Source organism: Mycobacterium heckeshornense (assembly GCF_016592155.1).
GTDB classification, from domain to species: Bacteria; Actinomycetota; Actinomycetes; order Mycobacteriales; family Mycobacteriaceae; genus Mycobacterium; species Mycobacterium heckeshornense.
The window spans coordinates 2,364,429-2,385,828 of the sequence record NZ_AP024237.1; the positions used below are offsets into that span (position 1 = coordinate 2,364,429).

A 21,400-nucleotide genomic window follows, 5' to 3' on the forward strand; every position below is an offset into this window, starting at 1 on the left:
GTTGATCACGTCGAAGCACGTGGGCGGGACGGTGCGACGACAGGACGTCCTGCGCTATCGTGGAAACGATCATTCTCAATTGCGGGAGTCGGTGTCCCAGGGTCCCGTTCTCGAAGGAGTGCAGCAGTGAGCGCAGATATCTTGATCGTCTCGCCGGACGACCACCTGGTGGAGCCGGCCGATCTGTGGACCAGCCGGCTGCCCGCGCGCTACCGGGATGCCGGGCCGCGGATCGTGCGGCATCGTGGACGGATGGACCCGACCGTGACCACCGACGTGGCGTTCATCGAGGACGAGAACGGTCGCGACGCCGACATCTGGCACTACGAGGACGCCATCATTCCGATCCCGCTGATCAGCGCGGCTGCCGGTTACGAGATCGACGAGCTCACCACCGACCCGATCACCTACGACGAGATGCGGCCCGGCTGCTACCGGGCCGCCGACCGGCTCGCCGACATGGACATCGCGGGCATCGAGGCGTCGGCATGCTTCCCGAACACCCTCGTGCGCTTCTGCGGCCAGCGGTTCCTGTACGGCAAGGACAAGGAACTTGCGCTGCTGTGCGTACAGGCCTACAACGACTTCCAAATCGACGAGTGGGCAGCCGGCTCGGACGGCAGGCTCATCCCGCTGGGGATCATCCCGCTGTGGGACGTCGAACTCGCCGCGCAGGAAGTCGAACGAGTGGCGGCGAAAGGCATGCGCGCCGTGTGCTTCTCGGAGCTGCCGTCGCGCCTCGACCTGCCTTCGATCCACAGCGGATACTGGGACCCGTTCTTCGCCGCCTGCGAGTGCAACGAGGTCGGCATCATGCTGCACATCGGGTCGAGCTCGTCGCTGACGAAGTCCTCCCCTGACTCCCCACATGTCGTCACCAGCGCGCTGATGGCGGTCAACTGCACCATCGCGCTGGTCGACTGGCTCTTCTCCGCCAAGCTCATCCAGTTCCCGAATCTCAAGCTGGCTTTCGCCGAGGCGCAGGCGGGCTGGATTCCGTACTACCTGCAGCGGGTCGACGAGGTCTGGCAGGACCGCCGGGGGTGGGGCGGCGTGCATCCCCTGCTGACCGATCCGCCCAGCAGCCAGGTGCCCGGTCGTGTGTACTTCTCCACGTTCGGCGACCCGGTGGCCTTCCGGATCCTCGATCTGGTCGGTGCGGACCAGCTGATGTTCGAGACCGACTATCCGCACAACGACACCAACTGGCCGAGAAGCCTCGAGGTGGCCAACAAGGCGACAGCAGGTCTCGACGAGGAGACGAAACGAAAGGTGCTGTCTACCAACGCCAAGAGGTTCTTCGGACTGGTCTGAGCGTTACCTCCTGAGGCGCTCGCCGAAGGGCCGCTACTGGGCTTTCCACTTCGGCTCGCGCTTCTCGAGGAACGCGCGCGGACCTTCGATGGCGTCTTTGGTGAGGGCCACCTTCATCCGGTAGTTCTCGGCGAGCAGCTCGGCCTCGTAGATTGGCAGCGTCAGACCCTTGCGCACGGCCATCCGCGAACCCCGGACGGCCAGTGGCGCATTCGAATTCACCACGTCGGCGATCTCCCACGCCCGGTCCATCAGCGCGTCATGGGCGACCACTTCGGTGAAGATGCCCAGGTCGTAGCAGCGCTGCGCGTCGAGTTGCTCGTGGCGCCCCATGAGGATCAGCCGCATGGCCACGGGCAGCGGCAGGATGCGTGCGAGCCGCACGCCCTCGCGTCCGGAGGTGACGCCGATGCTGACATGCGGGTCCATCAGCGACGCGCGCTCCGAGGCGATCGTGATGTCTGCGGTGGTGACCAGGTCCATTCCCGCGCCGCACGCGATGCCGTTCACCGCGCAGATGATCGGCTTGGTCATCTGCAGCCACGGCGGCGTCGCCTCCTGCGGAGCGTCCCACTGTCGCATCGTGCTGAGAATCGGCTCACCCTGATTGTCGATGCCCGCCGCGTTCTCCATGTCGTGATCCGCGGCCTTGTTGACGTCCGCGCCGACGCACAGCGCCCGGCCCGCGCCCGTAATGATCATCGTCCAGATGCTCGGCGAGTGTTCGATCTCGGTGTACACCTGGGCGAGCTCAGCGATCATCTCGTCGTTGATCGCGTTGAGGACCTCGGGCCGATTCAGGGTCACGCAGGCGCTGTGGCCCCGCACCTCGAACTCGATGGTGTCGTAGTCGGTCACCGGGTGTGCCCTTTCATCTTTAAAACCGTTGCGGCGCTGGGCGAAAAACCTAGGATGTCACTGAAACGTTCGCAGTAGCGCGGCCACACGTCGGGGTTGAGCAAGCGCGGCGGTACGCCCCCGTCGAAGATCGTCCGCCACTGGGTCGCGGTGGCGACTGCGATGTCGTGCGCCGCCTCGACCGTGATGCCCGCGGTGTGCGGGGTAGCGATGACGTTGTCGAGCGCCAACAACGGGTTGTCCGCCCGCGGCGGTTCTTCGTGGAAGACATCGAGCCCGGCGCCGGCGATGCTCCCGCCGGCCAGGGCGTCGTAGAGGGCGGCCTCGTCGTGTACGAGACCGCGCGCGGTCGTGATGAAAAACGCCGTGGGTTTCATCGCGGCAAACTGCCGCCGGCCGAACAGCCCGCGGGTCTCCGCGGTCAACGGGCATGTCAGCTGGACGAAGTCGGCACGCTCCACGAGCTCATCGAGGCCGACCAGGATCACCCCGCGGCTCTGCGCGACCTTCGCATCGACATAGGGGTCGTATGCCAGCACATCCATGGCGAACGGCGCGCAGAGTTCGACCAGGCGAGAGCCGATCGCCCCGAGCCCCACCACGCCGAGGGTCTTGCCGTGCAGCTGGCTGCCGCGCAGCGCTGTGCGGTCGTCGAGCGGGCCGGCCCGCAGCGCCCGGTCAGCGGCGGTGATGTTCTTAGCCAGATCGAGCATGAACCCCAGCGCGTGTTCGGCCACCGCCTCGGCGCCGGGGCCGGAGTTGTTGCAGACCGCGACACCGGCGCGGGTGCACGCCTCGACGTCGATGACGTCATAGCCGGCGCCCGCCGAGCACACCGCCAGCAGCTGCTCGCAACGCCGCAACAGCTCGGGCCCGGCCAACCACTGTTCGCCGCCGGTGACGGCGGCGACATCGGTCCGGGTGGCCACCTGGTATCCATGCGCCGATGACAAAGCGGCCCAGGATTGTTCGTTCGCACCGTCGAGGTCAAGCTTGACCACGTCGATGCCCGCCGACCCGAGGATCTCCTCTGCGACGGGATCGGTCCACCTCTCGTAGACCAGTCGCGGGCGTACCCTGCCCGTCATTTCTTCGGCTTGGGCTTCACCTGCGCCGCCTTGAACATCGCGGCCAACTCGGCGTCGACATTCTTGTAGTCGTTGCGCGCGATCGTCCCGTCGCGCCCCGGCACGGGGTCATAGCCGAGCCGCAGGTCCTTGTTCTCCATGTGAAAGTACTCGCGCCCGATCGGCAGGCGACGGTCCTGGCGCGGCACCTCCATCCACGCACGCAGGAAGCAGCGCGCCTTCTTCGGATCGGTGCTGCTGACGAAATCGGACCGCGAATGGCACATCGCGAAATTGTTGGCCACCGCGGCCTCGCCCGATTCGAGCCGGAATTCGACCTGCTGCTCGACGAGGATGGTGCGCAGCAGCTCGATCGCCTCCTGCTGCTCGGCGGTGAACTCCCGGCCCAGCGTACGCATGGCGGGCAGGATGCTGCTGTAGGTGAAGTTGATACAGATCCGCCCGTCGATCTGGGAGAACACCGGCACATCGTAGGGCGTAACGTCGGGCTGATCGTCGGGCTGCTCACTGCGGCGGTGATGCGGAAAGCCCTGGTAAAGCACGGGCAGCAGGTCTGGACGCTCCGCCAGGATCCGATTGTGGGCGGCCGGACCGCTGGCGAACTGGCTCTCCCCGCCCTCGGCGGCCGGATGCACGCACAGCAGCGACAAAATGTCGGCGGCGTCGTTGTGCATGGCAAGCTCCGCGCGGGACTTGGTGCCCCGGGCCGGCTGCTCGCCGTTGGGCAGCACCTCCTCCTGCACCCGCACCATGCGATGCCCAAACGAGTTGTTCGACACCAAATACCCCAGGTGCGTGCAAAACGCCCAGTAGATGCGTTCGAGCTCGTCGATCGAGTGTTGCTCCACGGGGAACCCCCGCACACAGGCCAGACCCTTGCCGAACATCACCTCGCGATAGAGCCGGGCCAGATCGTCGTCAAGGTCGGGATGGCGTGCGTCCTGCGGCGTGATGTCATCGCGGTCCTTGTGCGCGGTCTTCGCCAGAATCGATTCGAGCGCCGCCACATTGCGCGACGACAGATCGAAGGCGAAGTCCTCCTTACCGGTGAAATCGGCGCCGGTCCAGGCCATCGGGTCGGTGACCTGTTGGGTGTAGATCGCGGTGGGCATCCGTCCTCCTGTTGTGGTGGCGAGGCTTTCGCCTTCGGCGCTATTCGGCTGTGCTAGTGCGGCGGCCCTCGAGCTCGCGGAGTGCGCGCGCCCGAGCCGTGGCCGCCTCCGTCATCATCCCGACGTCCGTACCCGCCGAGACGAATCGCAGACCCAAGCCCACAAAGCGTTCCAGCAGGTCAAGGGATCGGATCCCGGCCACCCCGAGCGCCACGCCGTGTGCACGACACGCCGCTGCGACCGATTCTACGGCATGGTGGAAATGCTCATTCTCATATTGGCCGTGGATGCCCATCTCAGCGGTCAGATCACTCGGGCCGATCAGCACCATGTCGACGCCGGGCACCGCCGCGATCTCGTCGCTCGCGGCGACCGCCTGGGGTGTCTCGACCATCACCGCTACCACCGTCTGATGTTCGAGGCACTGGGCGAGCTCCGGTCCGGATTGCGGCGCATAACCGCTCACCGCATTCGGGCCGGAGATCGACCGGCGGCCCGCGGGCGGGAATCGCGCCGCCTCGACCACCGCGGCCGCTTCATCTTGCGAATTGACGTGGGGCACAATCACACCCACTGCACCACCGTCGAGGACACGTGCGATCAGACTGGGGCTGCGCGGCGGCACTCGCACCAGTGCCGAGATACCCGCCCCAACCGCGCTGACGCACAGCATCGCCGCTGTCTCCAGCGAAGTCGAGGTGTGCTCGAGATCGACGTAGACGGCATCGTATCCGCAGGCGGCCGCGATGGCGGGCACATCGGGTGTGCGGGCGTTCATCAAGGCCAGGCACAGCACCAGACGATCGCCGCGCAGCGCATCTCGGAGGGCCGTCTGCACACGCCCACGGTAGCCGACTGAGAACATTCATTCCACCATGTCGTTAATGCCATTACCGGATTGTGGTAACCATTACGTATGCCAGATAGGCGGGTAGCGATCGTCGGCGCGGCGCTGGCCGACTGCGGACGGGTGCCGGACAAGACCGCGATGGCGTTGATGGCGCAGTCCGCGCGCCGGGCCATCGCCGACGCCGGACTGACCAAGCACGACATCGACGGTTTCGGCGGGCACGGAACCCTGCTGCCGCCGGTGGAAGTCAGCGAGTACCTCGGCCTTCGGCCGGTGTGGGTGGACGCCACCAACGTGGGTGGATCGTCCTGGGAGGCGATGGCCCGCCACGCCGCGAATGCGATCGCCGCGGGCGACATCGAGGTAGCGCTGCTGACGTACGGCTCGACCGCACGCTCCGACGTCAAGCGCCGGGTGCGGCCCTCAGCGGCGGCGGTGGGCACCGGCGGTGCGATGCAGTACGAGGCGCCGTACGGCGCGACCCTGATCGCCAAGTATGCGATGGCGGCCAGGCGGCACATGATCGAGTTCGGGACCACCGTGGACCAGCTCGCTGAGGTGGCCGTCGCGGCACACGAGTGGGCGGCGATGAATGAGAACGCGTTCGAACGTGAACGCATCACCGCGGCGGATGTGGCCGCCGCACCGATGCTGGCCGACCCGTTCACGGCCAAGCACGTGTGTTTGCGCACCGATGGCGGCGGCGCCGTCGTACTGGCCAGTGAGCAGGTAGCCAAAGACTGTGCCAGCGAACCGATTTGGATACTCGGCGCGGCGGAAGCGGCGTCGCACGTCAGCATGAGTGAGTGGGCCGACTTCACCACCTCGCCCGCGGCGGTGTCGGGTCCGCGGGCGTTCGCCCAGGCCGGCGTCAGCCCCACCGACATCGACGTGTGCCAGCTCTACGACTCGTTCACCTTTACCGTGCTGCTCACGGTCGAGGACCTGGGGTTCTGCGCCAAGGGCGAGGGCGGATTGTTCATCGGTTCGGGCGCGCTGCGCCCGAGCGGGTCACTGCCGACCAACACCGACGGCGGCGGACTGGCGTCGTGCCACCCCGGCATGCGGGGAATGTTTTTGATGGTGGAGGCGGTGCGGCAGCTGCGCGGCGAGTGCGGCCCCCGCCAGGTCGAGGGCGCCCGGCTGGCCTGTGTGCACGCAATGGGCGGCTTTTTCACGCACAGCGCCACGATGATCCTGGGAAGGCTGTGATGCAGGTGCCCGCTGGTCCGCACCGGCCCACCGTCGACACCGACAGCGAGTCCTGGTGGGCCGCAGTGCAAGAGCGTACGCTGCTGCTCAACGCTTGTCGCTCGTGCCAACGAAAGTCGTTGTACGTCCGTCCGTTTTGCCCGCACTGCTGGAGCGAGCAGGTCGAACTGACCCCGGCGTGCGGGCGGGCCCGGCTGTACACCTGGACCGTGATCCACCAGAACTCGGCACCGTTCGACGCGCGCACGCCCTACACCGTGGCGATGGTGGACCTCGCCGAGGGGCCGCGGCTGATGACCGTCCTGCAAGATTGTCCGGCCGATGACTTGCATGCGGGCGCGGAGCTCACCCTCGACTTCCGCGAGGACGACGACGGCTTCGTCGTGCCGGTGTTTCGCATGTCCCGCTGAGCGCCGTCAGCGCAGCAGCCGGTCGGCGAGCGCCCGCGGCCGTCCCACCCCGCGCGCGGCGAGCGTCTTGCGCTCGACCTTGCCGTTGGCGTTCACCGGCAGGGGCTCGTCCCAGAACACCAGTTCCTCGGGCAGCTTGTACTTGGGCAGCCCGGCCGAAAGCAGTGCCGCCGTGACGTCGGCGAGCGACGGCTTGACGTCCGGCTCGCAGACGACGGCCAACGCGAGTCGTTCACCGGTGACGTCGTCGATGACGGGATAGGCCGCGCAGTCACGCACCACGGGGAGTCTGGCCACCGCCTCCTCGACCTCGACCGCCGGGATCTTCAGGCCGTTGCGGATAATGATGTCCTTCAATCGGCCGACGACGCGGACCCGCCGGCCGGCCAGTTCGGCCGCATCGCCGGTGCGGAACCACTCGCCGTCGAATGCGTTGGCCTCATCACCGGTGTCGGTGTAGCCCAGAAAGGCGTGCGGGCCGCGGATACAGCACTCGGTGGGATCGCCGACCGAGCCGACACGCACCTCGACGTCGGGCAGCGCCGCGCCGTCGTCGGCGTGGCGGACCTCGCGTGGCTCGCCGCGCAGGCCCGAGGTGCTCGCCGGCACCTCTGACGATCCGTATGCGCGCAGGACGATGACGCCAAAGTCGTCCTCGACCCGTTCCACGATTCTTCGGTCGAGCATCGCCCCGCCCAGGCACACCGCCAAAAGCGGGATCCGCCAGTCGTGCGCGACCGCCTCATCGAGCAACCGGCCCAGCACCCGGTCGGGCCCGCCGTACCAGGTGGCGCCCGACGAGACGAGCAACTCGCAGGTGGCCACGGGATCCCAGCGGTCCTCGAGGATCACCGGCACCCCCAGCATCGGCGCGACAAAGACGGCCTGCAGCACGCCCGTCACCGAAGCGAGCGGACTGATGAGAAAGATCCGGTCGTCAGCGCCGAGGCCCGCCGCCCCGATGTAGTTCAGGGACGCCTTCGCCAGCGTGCTCAGCGAGTGGATCACGCCCTTGGGCGCCGACGTAGTGCCGGAGGTGTAGAGCACGAAGCACGGCTCGTCGGCAGCGCGGGTCGGATGCGTTGCGACACAGGAGCTCCCGCAATCCAAATCGATCCACGTCAGCCGCCCCGCGAGTTGCGCGTCCGCGGCCGCCGGCCAGTTCGGCGCCACCCCGAACGCCGCTCCCGTGCGCGTGATGATGTCGCCAACCTGCGTCGGTCCGGAGCCGCGGGACACCAGCAGCACCACCGCGTCCATGCGTACCGCGGCGTGGATGGCGACCAGCGATTCCACGTCGTTGCCGGCCACCACCGCAGTCGACGCCGCCGCGGTCATCCCGGCCGCAGCCATCGCCGCGCACGCCCGGTCGACACGTTCGTCGAGCTCGGCGTAGGTGAGCGCACGGGCCCTGTCCCGCACGGCGATCCGCGACGGCCACCGGGCGGCCGCGGCACGGACCACGTCGAGGGGCTCCGCCGACCACAACCCCGCCGTGCGGTACCGATCCCGCAGCGCCGCGGCGCGCCGGTGGGCGTTCCCGAGCAGCGCCGTCGCACCGGTCATGGGCCCGCCTCCGATGCAAATGTTAGTTCTCGTTTAGGGTAAATGTACCCTCTCACCATGCGATCAAGTGAAAACCCTCCGCGCGGCACTCGGCTGTCTTTCGATGACCAGGTCGCCATCGTCACCGGCGCCGGTGGCGGACTCGGTCGCTGTCACGCCCTCGAGCTCGCCCGCCGGGGCGCCCGCGTCGTGGTCAACGACCTCGGCTCCGCGGTGGACGGCAGCGGCGCGTCGATGTCGGCGGCGCAGGCGGTGGTCGACGAGATCACCGCGGCCGGCGGCACGGCGATCGCCAACGGTGACTCGGTCGCTACCGAGGCGGGCGGGGCGGCGATTGTGGCCGCGGCGATGGACACCTTCGGCCGGGTCGACATCCTGGTCAACAACGCGGGTATCCTGCGCGACGCGGCGTTTAAGAATATGACCGCCGAACAGGTCGACGCGGTGCTCTCGGTGCACCTGGCCGGTGCCTTCAACGTGACCCGCGCGGTCTGGCCGGTGATGCGTGAGCAGAACTATGGCAGGATCGTCCAAACCACCTCGGGTACCGGCCTGTTCGGCAACTTCGGCCAGGCCAACTACGGTGCCGCCAAGATGGGCCTGGTCGGCATGATGCATGTGCTCGCCATCGAGGGAGCCCGAAATGGTATCGCCATCAACGCCATCGCGCCGATCGCGCGGACGCGGATGACCGAGAAGATCATGGGCGAAGCGGGCAAGGCGATGGACCCGGCGCTGGTGACCCCGGTTGTCGTCTATCTGTCGCATCGCAACTGCGATCGCACCGCCCACATCTACTCGGTGGGCGGAGGCAAGGTGTCGCGGGTGTTCATCGGCGTCACCAAGGGCATCGAGGACGCCGCACTGACCGCAGAGACGGTGGCCGATTCCATCGACGAGATCGACGACCCCGCATCGTTCACGATCCGCGGCGGACCGGCCGCGGGCTGACCGTCAGCGGCCGGTGAACCGCGGGTCGCGGCGCTCGGCGAACGACCGCAGGCCCTCCTGCAGGTCGGCGGTGTGCGACACCAGCTCCGCGGCCCACGCCTCCTGCTCGAAGGCCGCGTCGCGGGCGGATTCCGACGAAACCGCCAGCATGCGCTTGGTCAGTCCGAGCATGACCGTCGGCCCGGCCGCAAGCCGACGCACCAACTCCTCGGCCACGCCGATGGTGTCCGCGGAGGGCACCACGCGGTTGACGAGGCCCAGCCGCTCACACGTCGCCGCGTCGACCGGCTCACCGAGCATGAGCAACTCGGTGGCCTTGCGCAGCCCCACGATTCTGGTCAGCAGGCGCACCGCACCGGAGTCCGGCACGACACCGCGGTGCACGAACGCCGCGACCAGTTGTGCCTCCGACGACATCACGACCAGATCGCAGGCGAGCACCAGGCTGGCGCCGGCCCCCGCCGCGGTGCCGTTGACCGCTGCGACGACGGGCTTGCCGCAATCCAAAATCGCGCAGGTCAGCCGTTGCCAACCCTTCTGCAACATCCGCGCGATGTCGCCCGGGCGTTTGTCGGGCGGCGCCGAGGATTTCGGCACCAGAGCTGCCCCCGCGCAAAAGTGCCGGTCGCCCGTCGCGGTCAGCAGCACCGCGCGCACCACGGGATCTTTGTCGGCGCGCTCGAACGCGGCGGTAAGTGCATCACGAGCGAACGGGGACAAAGAGTTTCCGACGTCAGGCCGGTCGATGACAATCCGGCAGACCCCGTCCGCATCAGTGGAGACGTTGATCCCAGGCTGCTCATCGACCATTGCAATGCCCCCTGCGTTAAAAGCATTTTCGTTTTTCGGGTATCTTAATTTCCACGACTGCGCGGACCACGACCAGGAGGCGCTCGATGTCCGACGTCTCGAACGATTCGTCGACGACGGGTCTGATCACCGACGAGGGGCTGGCCCGGCTGCGCGCCACCATCGGTATCGCCGTCCCGCATACCCAGCCGCCGCACTACCGCCGCCCCAACGAGGACACCTTCCGCCACGTCGCCGAAGCCTACGGTGACGGCAACCCCCTGTGGGCGGATCCGGAGTATGCCGCCAAGTCGGTCTGGGGTGAGCCGATCGCCCCGCCCGCCCTGGTTGGCGGTGACACCCTGATCGGCGAGGACGAGGTCACCGAGCTCAGTCCCGAAGACCGCGCGCTGACCAAGGGCGACCCGTTGCGCGGCGTGCACGCCTTCTACGCGTCCTCCGCGCGCGAGTGGTGGGCGCCGCTGCGGGCCAATCGGCGGGTGTTCCGGCGCAACGCACTGGTGGCAGCCCTCGACAAGCGCAGCGACTTCGCGGGCCGCGCCGTGCACGAGTGGTCGGCTCAGGTGTTCCGCGACGAGGACGGCACCATGCTCGGTGGCCAGTACCGCAACATGATTCGGACCGAACGCGGCGCGGCGCGCAGCCGCAAGAAGTACGAGGCGGTCGAGCTCAAGACCTGGACCGCTGACGAGATCGCCGAGATCGACCAGCGGTATGCGCGTGAGGCCCCGAGAGGTGCCGAGCCGCGATGGTGGGAAGACGTCGACGAGGGCGACGACATGGGCTCGCTGACCAAGGGCCCACTGACCGTCACCGACATGATCTGCTGGCACGTCGGCATGGGCACCGGCATGTACGGCGTGCGACCGCTGCGGCTGGCCTGGTGCAACCGCCAACGCATCCCCCGCTTTTACACCCCCAACGAACACGGCGTGCCCGATGTGCAGCAGCGGGTGCATTGGGATCCGACCGCCGCACGGAATGCGGGTAATCCGACAACGTTTGACTACGGCCGCATGCGCGAAACTTGGCTGATCCACCTGTGCACCGACTGGATGGGCGACGACGCGTGGCTGTGGAAGCTGGCGTGCGAGTTCCGGCTGTTCAACTATGTGGGCGATCTGCACACCATCACCGGCACGGTGACGCGCAAGTACCTCGCCGACGGCAACCGCCCGGCCGTCGACGTCGACCTCGCAGCGACCAACCACCGGGGCCAGGTCACCGCGCCCGGCCACGCAACCATCCTGCTGCCCAGTCGCGCGCACGGACCGGTGCGCCTGCCCGACCCGCCCGGCGGGGCGACGAACCTGCCGGATCTGCTGACCGCCGTGGCGGCCCGGTTCGCCGAACGCTGAGGCCGCCATGGGTTATTCGAGTGTCGCCGGGCTTCGCGCCGAACAACGCGGGGCCGTCCTGCATTTGACGTTCGACCGCGCGGACCGGCGCAACGCCGTCAACGATGTGATGCTCGACGCGATGATCGGCCACCTCGCCAACGCGGGCACCGACGAGTCCGTGCGGGTGATCCGGATCGACGCCAACGGTCCCGACTTCTGTGCGGGCGCGGACCTGATCGCCAACAACGCCAGGCCGGAACGCAAACCCCGCGTGGGCAGCATTCAACGCCGGCTGCCCAACAAGGCGAATCGACTCATCCCGCTGATGCTCCAGACCCAGGTGCCCATCGTCGCGGTGGTGCGCGGCTGGGCGGCGGGCCTGGGCTTCCACATCGCGTTGGCCGCGGACTTCTGCGTGGCGGCCGACGACGCCCGGTTCTGGGAGCCGTTCATGGCCCGCGGTTTCACCCCCGACAGCGGCGCCGCCTGGCTGTTGCCGCGGCTGGTGGGGATGGTCCGCGCCCGGCACTTGCTGCTGCTGGGCGACGAGATCACCGGCGGCACGGCCGCCGGGTGGGGTCTCATTCACGCTGCCCACCCACCCAAGCAGCTGGACGCCGCCGCCGAGCAGCTGGTCGACCGGCTCGCCACGGGCCCGACGGTGGCGCTCGGGCTGACCAAGTGGCTGTTGCACGCCGGCAACGGGCTCGATATCGATCGTCACCTGCACAACGAAGCCATGGCGCTCGAACTATCCAGCCGCAGCGAGGATTTCCGCGAAGGCCTGGCGGCCTTCAAAGACAAGCGCGACGCGCGTTTTCAGGGCCGGTGATTGGGCCGACGAGCATGCTGCCGATTACCGCCGACACCCCCGCCGACGAAGCGGTCGACGTGGTGCGACGCTGGGTCGAAGCCGAGGTTCCCGCCGCCTGGCGATCTGCGGCCGCCGACGGCCCGGCCGCGCTGCGCGCCGTGCGCAGCCCCGAGCAGTACCGCCGCTGGTACCCAACCTTCGCCCGGTCCGGTCTGGTGGTGCCGACCTGGCTGCCCGAGCACGGCGGTCTCGGCATCGGCAACGAGGTCGCTTCGGCCATCGAGGCGGTGCTCAGCCCGCTGCGGCTGACCAGGCTGAACCCGTTGGGCCTCAACAACGCCGCCGCCGCGCTGTTCAGTCACGGAACCGAGGAACAGCGCCGCCGCTTCCTGCCGCCGATCGTGCGCAACGAGGAGAAATGGTGCCAGCTGTTCAGTGAGCCGGGCGCCGGATCTGACCTTGCATCGCTGGCCACCCGCGCCGTCCGCGACGGCGACGACTGGGTGATCACCGGCCAGAAGGTGTGGACGACGTGGGCGGACGAGGCGGACTTCGCGATCCTGTTGGCCCGCACCGATCCGGACGCCCCCAAGCACCGCGGCATCACCTACTTCCTGCTCGACATGCATCAACCCGGTGTCGAGGTTCGCCCGCTGCGCCAGATCACCGGTGAGGCCGAGTTCAATGAGGTGTTCCTGGACGGGGCGCGGGTACCGGACGCCCATCGCGTGGGCGAGGTCAACGACGGCTGGCGAGTCAGCGCGTCGACGCTGTCCAGCGAGCGGCAAATGGTCTCCGGCACGGGATCGGGTGGCATGGGGCGCCTGGGCGGGTCCAGCGCCGAACGCCTGATCGAGCTGGCTCAGCAGACCCGCCGCTGGGACGACCCCGTGGTGCGGAACAAGATCATGCGGCTGTGGGCGCAGGAGAGGATCCGGGGCTGGACGAACGAGCGTGTGCGGGCGGCGCTTTCGGCAGGCCAGTCGCCCGGAGCCGCATCCTCGATCGGCAAGGTGCATCAGGCGACGCTCAACCAGCAGATCCAGAACCTGATGGTCGACCTGCTGGGCACCGCGGCGGTCGCATGGCCGGCAGGCGCCGATCCCGATGCGCTGCCACGCGAGGTGCACGGGATGCTGCGCAGCCTGGCGAACTCAACGGAGGGCGGCACGACTGACGTCAACAAGAACATCCTCGGCGAACGGGTGCTCGGGCTCGACAGGGAGCCCGATCCCTGGAAAAACAAGCCCTGGAAGGAGATTCCCCGCTCGTGAGCACCTACGAGCGTCTCATCGTGGAGAAGTCCGACGGCGTGGGTTGGCTGATACTGAACCGGCCCGACGCCGGGAACGCCTTCGACGCGCGGATGCTCGACGAACTCGAGCTCGCCTGGGCGGAGCTGGATGCCGATCCGCAGGTGCGCGTGATCGTCAACACCGCCGCCGGCAAGGCATTCTGCACCGGCATGGACGTGGTGCAGGTGGCCCGCGACAAGGCGGCCATGCGCAAGCACTCCCGCCGCACCAGGGATGCCGCGCTGAAGATCTCGTCGTGGCATTGCGGGGTGTGGAAGCCGGTGGTAGCGGCGGTCAACGGGGTGTGCGCCGGCGGGGGCCTGCACCTGGTTGCCGACGCCGACATCGTGATCGCCGCAGAGCAGGCGTCGTTCGTCGACCCACACGTGTCGGTCGGGCAAGCCGTCGCCTATGAGGCGATCACCTTGCTGCGCAAGTCACCGATGGAGCCGATTACCCGGATGGCGTTGTCAGGTAACGGCGAACGGATCTCGGCGCGGCGCGCGTATGAGTTGGGAATCGTCTCGGAAGTCGTCCCGGTCGACCAGTTGCGGGCGGCGGCCGGGCGGCTGGCCGCGGCGATCGCGACGAACTCGCCGACCGCGATGCGGGCCACCAAGAAGGCGCTGTGGCATGCGCTGGAAACCGGCCTGACACAAGCCAGATCCGCGGCCAGCGAGGAGATCTGGCGGCTGCGCGACCACCCCGACCATGCCGAAGGCGTCCGCGCCTGGCGTGAGAAGCGCCCGGCACGCTGGCAGCCCCTCGCCCCTGTGGAGGTCCGATGACGTATCAACGTCTCATTGTCGAGCGACGCGGCCCCGTCGGGTGGATCATCAACAACCGCCCGGACCGGCTCAACGCATACGACGCCGTGATGCGCGAGGAGTTCCCGCGCGCATGGGGGCAGTTGGACGCCGATCCCGAGGTGCGCGTCATCGTACACACCGGCAACGGCAGAGCGTTTCAGGTCGGCGCCGACGTCGACGACCTCGACGGCGACGGGGTGCGACAGTTCCAGGAGACGATGCGCACGTTGAACCTGAAGCTGACTGGCTGGCACTGCAACGTGGGCAAGCCGGTGATCACCGCCGTGAACGGGGTGTGCGCGGGCGGGGGGCTGCACTGGGTCGCCGACGCCGACATCGTCATCGCCGCCGCGGACGCCACCTTCGTCGACCCCCATGTGTCAATCGGCCAAGTCAGCGCCTTGGAGACCATCGCGCTGATGCGCAAGATGCCCGCCGAGGCGGTGTTGCGGATGGCGCTCGTCGGCAGCCACGAGCGGCTCAGCGCGCGGCGTGCCTACGAGCTCGGCATGATCAGCCAGATCGTCGATCCGCCGGACAAATTGCGCGAGGTCGCCCAGGAGCTCGCCGAGAAGATCGCCCGCAATTCCCCCGCGGCGATGCGCGCTACCAAGCGGGCGCTGTGGGGTGCGCTCGAGCATGGCCTAACCGACGCGTGCCGCGAGGGCGCTAAACACCTGACGTCGATGTGGGGTCATCCCGACCAGAACGAGGGCCCGCTAGCGTTCGCCGACAAGCGAACGCCGAAATGGCAACCGCTGGAGGCGGACTCGTGAGCCTGGCCGTGCTGCTTGAGTCGGTGCCCGATGTGGCCGTGCACACGTTGCGTCAAGATGTGTCGCGCGCCGAGCTGACTGCCGGGGCGAACGAAGCGGGAAAGCTGCTTGCCGAGGCGGGCGTGGTGACGGGCTCGGTGGTCGCGGCGATGCTGCCCAACGACGCCGTCACGATCGCCGCACTGTTCGGCACCTGGCGCGCGCGGGGGGTTTACACGCCGCTCAACCCGAGGGCCGCCGATCCCGAGTTGGAGACGCAACTGGCGACGCTGCGGCCGGCCGCGGTGATCACCACGCCGGAACTGGCCCACCGCTTCAGCGGATACAACTTGCCGGTGCTCTCGGGGACGAACTTGTCCTGGACGCTGGCCCCAGGGACCGGGCAGGCCACCGACACCAGGCGCTACGACGCGGATGTCGCGCTGCTGCAGTTCACCTCTGGGACCACCGGGCCCCCGAAGCCGGTGCCGCTGCGGCACACCACGGTGCTCGACCTGATCGACCGCCTGCTGGCCAAACTGCGCGGAGCGAAACCTGTTGCGCCGAAGCGTGATCGAGCACCGATGCCGAACCTGGTACCGCTGTCGCTGTCGTTGTGGGCCGGCATCTATCAGGTGCTGTTCGCCTACCGTGCGGGATCCGGCGTGGTGCTGATGGAGCGGTTCTCGCCCGCGGACTTCGCGGCACTGGTCAAGCGGCACCGGTTGCGGTCGACGGTGTTGCCGCCCGCGGCGCTGACCATGGTCTTGCACGACGAATCGATCGCTGACCTGTCGCCGTTGAAGATCGTGCGCTCGATCACCGCTCCCCTGTCCCCGGTGCAGGCCCGCCGGTTCCGGGACAAGTTCGGCGTGCTCGTGCTCAACTCGTACGGCCAGACCGAGCTCGGCGGCGAGGTCGTCGGGTGGTCGGCGGCCGATGCCCGCGAGTGGGGCGAAACCAAGCTCGGGTCGGTCGGTCGGGCGCTGCCCGGTATCGACGTCACGGTCGTTAACGACGAGGTGCTGGTGCGCACGCCGACGACGGCCGCCCGCAGGATCGACCCCGCGTTCCTGGATCGGCTCACCGATGACGGGTGGTTTCATACCGGTGATCTGGGCTGGTTCGACGACGACGGGTTCCTGTGGCTCGATGGCCGGGTGTCGGACATGATCAACCGCGGCGGGCTCAAGGTGTTTCCCGGCATGGTCGAGGAAGTCCTGCTCGCCGCCAACGGTGTGCGCGAGGCCGCCGTGGTGGGCGTCCCCGACGAACGGCTCGGTGAGGTGCCGTGGGCATTCGTCGTTCGTGAGCGCGACGAACTGACCGAGGACGACCTGATCGGGTGGTGCCGAGAGCGCTTGACGCCCTACCGGGTGCCGGTGCGTGTGGTGTTCGTCGAGCAGCTGCCCTGCAACGACACCGGAAAGGTCGTCAAACGCGAACTCGCCGCGATGGTCGCCACCCGACCACGATCGCCGTCGGGCCGGAATCGGTGAGACCATCTGTCAGCCAGCGGTTTGCCCTGCCGACCGTACGCAAGTCGATGTCTGATGGCGAACCCCCGATGTCGACAGCGGCCGCTTAATGAGCCAGTCGGGTCCGCTAGCCGACGGATACCCCGGTTTGCTATCTTGAGAATATTAATTCTCGCGCGGTGGAGGTGCTGGTGGACGACTCGCGAGGCTTCGAGGTGTGGGATGCCGACAACCACATGTACGAGACCGTCGACGCCTACACCCGCTACCTGCCGGAGAAATACTCCGGGGCGCTCCAATTCGTCGACGTGAACGGCCGCACGAAGCTGCAGATCCTGGGCGTCGTCACCGAGTGCATCCCGAATCCGACGTACGAGGTGATTCCCACGCCGGGCGCGTGGGCCGACTATTACCGCGGCATCAATCCGGAGGGAAAGACGCTGCGCGAGCTCGCCGCGCCGATCCGCTGCCCCGACGAGTTCCGCCGGCCCGATCTGCGCCTGGCGCTGATGGACCGTCAGGGCGTCGACGGCGCGCTGATGTTCCCGACGACGGCGGGCATGCTCGAGGAACGCACGAAGTCGGACACCGAGCTGACCCACGCGGTGACCCATGCGTTTAACCGCTGGCTGCTCGAGGATTGGACGTTCAACTACCAGAATCGGATCTTCCCCGTGCCGGCGGTCTCGCTCAACGACCCCGCCAAGGGGGTCCAGGAGCTGGAATGGTGCCTGGACAACGGGGCGAAGACGGTGCTGCTCCGCCCCGCCCCGGTGCCCCGCGAGGACGGCACGTCGCGGTCTCCTGCCCTGCCCGAGTTCGACGACTTCTGGCGGCTGGTCGAGTCGTCGGGAATCTCGGTGCAGATGCACAATTCCGACTCCGGCTACGACCGCTACGTCGACGACTGGGAAACCCCCAGCGAGTTCCAGGGCTTCCAGCTGACCAAGCTGCGTGGCTTCATCTACGAAGAGAGCCGGCACATCTTCGACACACTCGCCGCGTTCATCGCGCACGGGGTGTTCGAGCGGTTCCCGGGGCTGCGCATCGGTGTGGTCGAGAACGGCGGGTCCTGGGCGACACGGCTTCTCGACGCGTTCGACCGGGTGTACCGCAAGAAGCCCAAGGAGTTCACCGAGCATCCGTGCGACGTCTTCCGCAGGCACGTGTGGGTCAACCCGTTCCACGAAGAGGACATGTCGCACCTGATCGACGTACTCGGCGCCGACCGGGTGATGTTCGGCTCGGACTACCCCCATCCCGAGGGGCTCGCGGAACCCGCCGAGTTCGTCAAGGAACTACGGTCGCTGCCGACAGAGACCACCGCGAAGGTGATGGGCGGCAACCTCAAGCAACTCATCGGCATCTGAACCGCCGAGCGCACGATAGGTCGAACCGTTTCTCGGGGTCTGCGTACAAAGGGCTGCGATCGGCGTCAGCCGAGTTTGACGAAGCGTTCGAGGTAAGGCCACGCTACCTCCGGTGGCATCCCGCCGCACAGTGGTGAGAGATTCATGACCTCACCGTCGGCGACTCGCTCGGCTGCCTCGGCCACCGACAGGATCACGTGCGTCGTGGCCTGCCTGCGCAACTCGTCGACGGTCTTCGCGGTGGTGATGTTGGCCGAAGTCGTGTTGTCGGGGTTCCATTCGGAGTACGACATCGCATCGTGCAGCAAATACCCACCGATCTCGTCCCAGGCTGCGTCGACATCGTCGGCCACGAAACAGTTTGTGGCGGTGTCGCGTTCGGGGATTAGCACGAAGCCCGGCTCGTGACCGTGCTGCCGACAGGCCTCCTCGTAGGCCTCGCGCATGCCGGGCACGCCGCCGTTAGCGAGCAGACCCAGACCGTTGCGGCCGGCGCGCCGCGCCGCGGCAAGGCTGGCGCCAGCCCACATGATCGTCGGCCCGCCCGGTGTGCGTGGCTGCGGAGTCACCCGCATGCGCCGTCCCGCGTGCTCGACGACCTCGCCGGCCAGTAGCCGGCGCAACTGCCCGAGCTTCTCGTCGGCCAGTCGGCCGCGGTCCGACAGCGAGAGGCCGAAGTGGTCGAATTCCTCGTGGCGGTAGCCGATTCCGAAGACATAGCTGGCCCGGCCGGCGCTGATGTGGTCGAGTACTACCATGTCTTCGGCCAGGCGGGCCACGTCATAGAACGGCAGGATGATCACCAGGTTCAGCATGAGCCGTTTAGTGCGTGCGGCGATCGCCGACCCCAGCAGCAGTGGTGACGGCAGGTAACCGTCGTCGGCGCAGTGGTGCTCACACAGTACGGCCGCCACACATCCGCGGGTCTCCGCCCATGCGGCCATGTCAATCGCGGCCGCGTACAGATCGGAGGCCGGCGCTCCGATGGCCGGGGCCCGCATGTCGAAGCGCAGCGTGAACATCGGCATCAGTGGGGTCCCATCACCGCTTCGCTGGCCTGCATGACGAGTTTGACCGCGTCGTTACGTGACATCGTTTTGAATACCTCGCCGGCCATGCGCATCATGTCACCCACCAGCAGGGTGGGGCCGTTGGTGAGATTGTCGAACGCTTCGTCGATGACGACCTGTGGTGCGACCGCGTTCGGCGGAACCTCATCAAGCGACGCGATCTGACCACGGCGGTGTTCGAGCTCACGCAATGCCGGGGTATCGGTCTTACCGAGAATTAGGCACAGCACGTCAATACCCTTGTCGTGCAACTCGGTCCACAGCCCTTCGGTGAAAACCAGGTCGAAGGCTTTCGTACCGCCGTAGGCAACCATATTCGGTCCGCCCGCGAGCGCGGCACCCGAGCTGAAGTTCACGATCCCGCCGCGGCCTCGCTCGACCATCCGTTGAGCGTAATGGTGACATAACCGCATCAGCACGAGACAGTTGCGCTGCAGCAGCGCCTCGGCGGATGACACCGGATTGGCCAGGAACGGTTGGTAATTCGGGTCGGCACCTGCGCAGTACACCAGCATGCCGATCTCGAGATCGGCGGTGGCGTCGATGATCCGCGCCGAGGCATCGGGGTCGGTCAGGTCGATGGCGAGCGTCTTGGTGGCGGCGCCGGTGCATTCGCCGATGCCCGCGGCCACCTCCTCGAGCAGGTGTTGACGGCGCGCAACGAGAACGACATTCACCCCTTCACGCGCGATACGCTCAGCGAACAACGCCCCCACGCCGTCCGAGGCGCCCACGACCAGCGCCCACGGGCCGTACTTCTCAGCGAAGGGTGTCATGACAAGGCCGCCACCATGCCGAGGCGGACCGGCGTGAAGGTCCGCCTGCTGATCCGCCAGCCGTCGGCGGTGCGCACCGCGTCGTCGTCGTAGAAGCCGATGGCATTTACTCCTGAGCCGTCAGCGCCGAGGATCAGCGCATCGACATACGTGCGCACCGTCGCGGTGTCACCGTTCAGCGTGACCGTCTGGTTGCTCATGCGGTGCATGGTGTGCGCGGCACCGGCATGAGCCAGATCCATGAACTCGGTGATCTCGGCCGCGCCGGTCCATCTCCCGACCTCCCCGTAGTCCAACGCTGCGTCGACGGTGAAAACCGTTGATAGCAATTGGTATTGGCGTGTGTCGATCGCGGTGGCGTAACGGATCGTCAGGTCGATGATCTCGTCGCGGTCACTGGTCATGCGACGTCTCCGTTCGGGTGTACGACGATGCGAGGCGGGCCCTCGGATTTGCGGGCCTGCTCCAGAGCGTCTGGCACCTCGTCGAGGCCGATGATCTTTCCGATGCTCGGCAGCGGGTCCAGTCTGCCCTCGACCACCGCGTCGAGCACGCCGTACCAGTCCTGGGGCATGGGCCCGCCACCGAACTGCAACGTCAGCCCGTTGCGGGTGGCCTCGGTGATGTTGAGCGTGTCGCCGGTGTACCAACCGCCCGCACAATAGATCCGGCTGTAGAACTCGGCTTGCCTGACGATGCTGTCGATGAGGCCGGGCGCGCCGACGCATTCGAACACGACCGGCGAGCCAGCCAGATGGTGTTCGGCTCGCACGACACGGACGACGTCGAAGACCGACCGCTGCGCCGGGTCGATCGTCACGTGGGCGCCGAAACTCGTTGCGGCGAGCTCGCGTCGCTCTGCGTTGTAGTCGGACACGAGAATCGGTTCGATGCCGCGCGCGGACAGCGCCGCCACCGCCGACAGGCCGATGGCGCCCGCACCGATCACGATCGGGATCTCCCCGGGCTGCAGATTCGATGAGCGCACGTAGAACTCACCGACGGCGAACGCGTCAACGACCGCGACCGCGTCGCTCGACACCGGGCCCTCCACGACTTTCGCCGTCGCCTCCGGCACCACCAGCAGCTCACCGAAGCTGCCCTGCGCCTCGGGATGCTGACCGATGATCCGCAGTCCTCCTGCCCCGCCGTCGACCATCCGGATGGGCATCGATGTAACGCGTGCACCGACGGGGAAAGCGCCGCTGCAACCCGGACCGTGGCCGACGACCTCACCCACGAACTCGTGGCCCATCACGATGTCGCGGTCGGGGTCGTACAGCGAACGCCCGGTCGGATCATCGATCGCAAGCTCGGGATGGTCCATGAAATGGACGTCGGAGGCACATATCGCCGTGCTGAGTGTCTTCAACAACAGCTCACCGTGCCCGGGCACCGGATCGGCGGTCTCGCGGACCTCTAGCCGGCCGCCCCGTAACACCACTGCGCGCACGCCGCCCCACTTCTCGATTATTCGAGATATAGTTCTCGAAATTCTGAATTGACGGTAGAAGGCGTCCCA

At 67.5% G+C, this 21,400-nt stretch carries 21 protein-coding genes; 11 read left to right on the forward strand and 10 right to left on the reverse strand.

Annotated features, from left to right (window positions below; translation table 11 throughout):
- Window positions 1-126 precede the first annotated feature (126 nt).
- Window positions 127-1,314: an amidohydrolase family protein gene (locus tag MHEC_RS11355; RefSeq protein WP_048891001.1), complete on the forward strand. Its 1,188-nt coding sequence runs from the start codon at window positions 127-129 to the stop codon at window positions 1,312-1,314.
- Window positions 1,315-1,347: 33 nt separating this feature from the next.
- Here MHEC_RS11355 and MHEC_RS11360 read toward each other — a convergent pair whose 3' ends face one another.
- The 4 genes from MHEC_RS11360 to MHEC_RS11375 are packed head-to-tail and all read right to left on the reverse strand — an operon-like array spanning window position 1,348 to window position 5,237.
- Window positions 1,348-2,172, reverse strand: coding sequence for an enoyl-CoA hydratase/isomerase family protein (locus MHEC_RS11360; protein WP_048891002.1), 825 nt, complete (start codon window positions 2,170-2,172; stop codon window positions 1,348-1,350).
- Complete coding sequence (locus MHEC_RS11365) at window positions 2,169-3,260, reverse strand: hydroxyacid dehydrogenase (RefSeq protein WP_048891003.1); 1,092 nt, start codon at window positions 3,258-3,260, stop codon at window positions 2,169-2,171. Before MHEC_RS11365 ends, MHEC_RS11360 begins: the two co-directional genes overlap by 4 nt.
- On the reverse strand, window positions 3,257-4,372 hold the full coding sequence (locus MHEC_RS11370) for a TauD/TfdA family dioxygenase (protein ID WP_048891004.1): 1,116 nt from the start codon (window positions 4,370-4,372) through the stop codon (window positions 3,257-3,259). The genes MHEC_RS11365 and MHEC_RS11370 overlap by 4 nt, the downstream gene beginning before the upstream one ends.
- A 40-nt stretch (window positions 4,373-4,412) precedes the next feature.
- Complete coding sequence (locus MHEC_RS11375) at window positions 4,413-5,237, reverse strand: HpcH/HpaI aldolase family protein (protein ID WP_048891005.1); 825 nt, start codon at window positions 5,235-5,237, stop codon at window positions 4,413-4,415.
- A 51-nt stretch (window positions 5,238-5,288) separates the two neighbouring features.
- Here MHEC_RS11375 and MHEC_RS11380 point away from each other — a divergent pair, with 51 nt between their 5' ends.
- Window positions 5,289-6,434, forward strand: coding sequence for an acetyl-CoA acetyltransferase (locus tag MHEC_RS11380; RefSeq protein ID WP_048891006.1), 1,146 nt, complete (start codon window positions 5,289-5,291; stop codon window positions 6,432-6,434).
- The gene (locus tag MHEC_RS11385; protein WP_048891007.1) at window positions 6,434-6,844 is read left to right on the forward strand and encodes a Zn-ribbon domain-containing OB-fold protein; all 411 of its coding nucleotides are present in this window, start codon (window positions 6,434-6,436) and stop codon (window positions 6,842-6,844) included. Before MHEC_RS11380 ends, MHEC_RS11385 begins: the two co-directional genes overlap by 1 nt.
- Before the next feature lie 6 nt (window positions 6,845-6,850).
- Here MHEC_RS11385 and MHEC_RS11390 read toward each other — a convergent pair whose 3' ends face one another.
- Window positions 6,851-8,410, reverse strand: a complete 1,560-nt coding sequence (locus MHEC_RS11390; protein ID WP_048891008.1) for a class I adenylate-forming enzyme family protein — start codon at window positions 8,408-8,410, stop codon at window positions 6,851-6,853.
- A 57-nt stretch (window positions 8,411-8,467) separates the two neighbouring features.
- On the opposite strand from MHEC_RS11390, the gene MHEC_RS11395 reads away from it, so the two are divergent.
- Window positions 8,468-9,361, forward strand: a complete 894-nt coding sequence (locus MHEC_RS11395) for an SDR family NAD(P)-dependent oxidoreductase (RefSeq protein WP_048891009.1) — start codon at window positions 8,468-8,470, stop codon at window positions 9,359-9,361.
- Window positions 9,362-9,364: 3 nt separating this feature from the next.
- On the opposite strand, the gene MHEC_RS11400 is transcribed toward MHEC_RS11395, so the two are convergent.
- Window positions 9,365-10,171: an enoyl-CoA hydratase/isomerase family protein gene (locus MHEC_RS11400; RefSeq protein WP_048891010.1), complete on the reverse strand. Its 807-nt coding sequence runs from the start codon at window positions 10,169-10,171 to the stop codon at window positions 9,365-9,367.
- A gap of 86 nt (window positions 10,172-10,257) precedes the next feature.
- Between MHEC_RS11400 and MHEC_RS11405 the strand changes: the two genes are divergently transcribed.
- From MHEC_RS11405 to MHEC_RS11435, 7 genes are all read left to right on the forward strand, one after another.
- Window positions 10,258-11,529, forward strand: coding sequence for a hotdog family protein (locus MHEC_RS11405; RefSeq protein ID WP_048891011.1), 1,272 nt, complete (start codon window positions 10,258-10,260; stop codon window positions 11,527-11,529).
- 7 nt (window positions 11,530-11,536) lie between these two features.
- Window positions 11,537-12,343: an enoyl-CoA hydratase/isomerase family protein gene (locus tag MHEC_RS11410; protein WP_048891012.1), complete on the forward strand. Its 807-nt coding sequence runs from the start codon at window positions 11,537-11,539 to the stop codon at window positions 12,341-12,343.
- Between the two features lie 14 nt (window positions 12,344-12,357).
- Window positions 12,358-13,599: an acyl-CoA dehydrogenase family protein gene (locus tag MHEC_RS11415; protein WP_172442122.1), complete on the forward strand. Its 1,242-nt coding sequence runs from the start codon at window positions 12,358-12,360 to the stop codon at window positions 13,597-13,599.
- On the forward strand, window positions 13,596-14,408 hold the full coding sequence (locus MHEC_RS11420; protein ID WP_048891013.1) for an enoyl-CoA hydratase/isomerase family protein: 813 nt from the start codon (window positions 13,596-13,598) through the stop codon (window positions 14,406-14,408). Before MHEC_RS11415 ends, MHEC_RS11420 begins: the two co-directional genes overlap by 4 nt.
- The gene (locus MHEC_RS11425) at window positions 14,405-15,205 is read left to right on the forward strand and encodes an enoyl-CoA hydratase/isomerase family protein (RefSeq protein WP_048891014.1); all 801 of its coding nucleotides are present in this window, start codon (window positions 14,405-14,407) and stop codon (window positions 15,203-15,205) included. The genes MHEC_RS11420 and MHEC_RS11425 overlap by 4 nt, the downstream gene beginning before the upstream one ends.
- Window positions 15,202-16,683 carry a class I adenylate-forming enzyme family protein gene (locus MHEC_RS11430; protein ID WP_048891015.1) on the forward strand — a complete coding sequence of 494 codons (1,482 nt, stop codon included), beginning with the start codon at window positions 15,202-15,204 and terminating at the stop codon, window positions 16,681-16,683. The genes MHEC_RS11425 and MHEC_RS11430 overlap by 4 nt, the downstream gene beginning before the upstream one ends.
- Before the next feature lie 164 nt (window positions 16,684-16,847).
- Window positions 16,848-18,032: an amidohydrolase family protein gene (locus MHEC_RS11435; RefSeq protein ID WP_082169839.1), complete on the forward strand. Its 1,185-nt coding sequence runs from the start codon at window positions 16,848-16,850 to the stop codon at window positions 18,030-18,032.
- 65 nt (window positions 18,033-18,097) lie between these two features.
- On the opposite strand, the gene MHEC_RS11440 is transcribed toward MHEC_RS11435, so the two are convergent.
- Genes MHEC_RS11440 through MHEC_RS11455 form a run of 4 tightly spaced genes read right to left on the reverse strand, consistent with a single transcriptional unit; the run spans window position 18,098 to window position 21,322 of the window.
- Window positions 18,098-19,054 carry an LLM class flavin-dependent oxidoreductase gene (locus tag MHEC_RS11440; protein WP_048891063.1) on the reverse strand — a complete coding sequence of 319 codons (957 nt, stop codon included), beginning with the start codon at window positions 19,052-19,054 and terminating at the stop codon, window positions 18,098-18,100.
- Between the two features lie 5 nt (window positions 19,055-19,059).
- Window positions 19,060-19,878 carry an SDR family NAD(P)-dependent oxidoreductase gene (locus tag MHEC_RS11445; protein WP_048891016.1) on the reverse strand — a complete coding sequence of 273 codons (819 nt, stop codon included), beginning with the start codon at window positions 19,876-19,878 and terminating at the stop codon, window positions 19,060-19,062.
- Complete coding sequence (locus MHEC_RS11450) at window positions 19,875-20,282, reverse strand: nuclear transport factor 2 family protein (protein ID WP_048891017.1); 408 nt, start codon at window positions 20,280-20,282, stop codon at window positions 19,875-19,877. Before MHEC_RS11450 ends, MHEC_RS11445 begins: the two co-directional genes overlap by 4 nt.
- On the reverse strand, window positions 20,279-21,322 hold the full coding sequence (locus MHEC_RS11455) for a zinc-binding dehydrogenase (protein ID WP_048891018.1): 1,044 nt from the start codon (window positions 21,320-21,322) through the stop codon (window positions 20,279-20,281). The genes MHEC_RS11450 and MHEC_RS11455 overlap by 4 nt, the downstream gene beginning before the upstream one ends.
- Window positions 21,323-21,400: the final 78 nt, after the last annotated feature.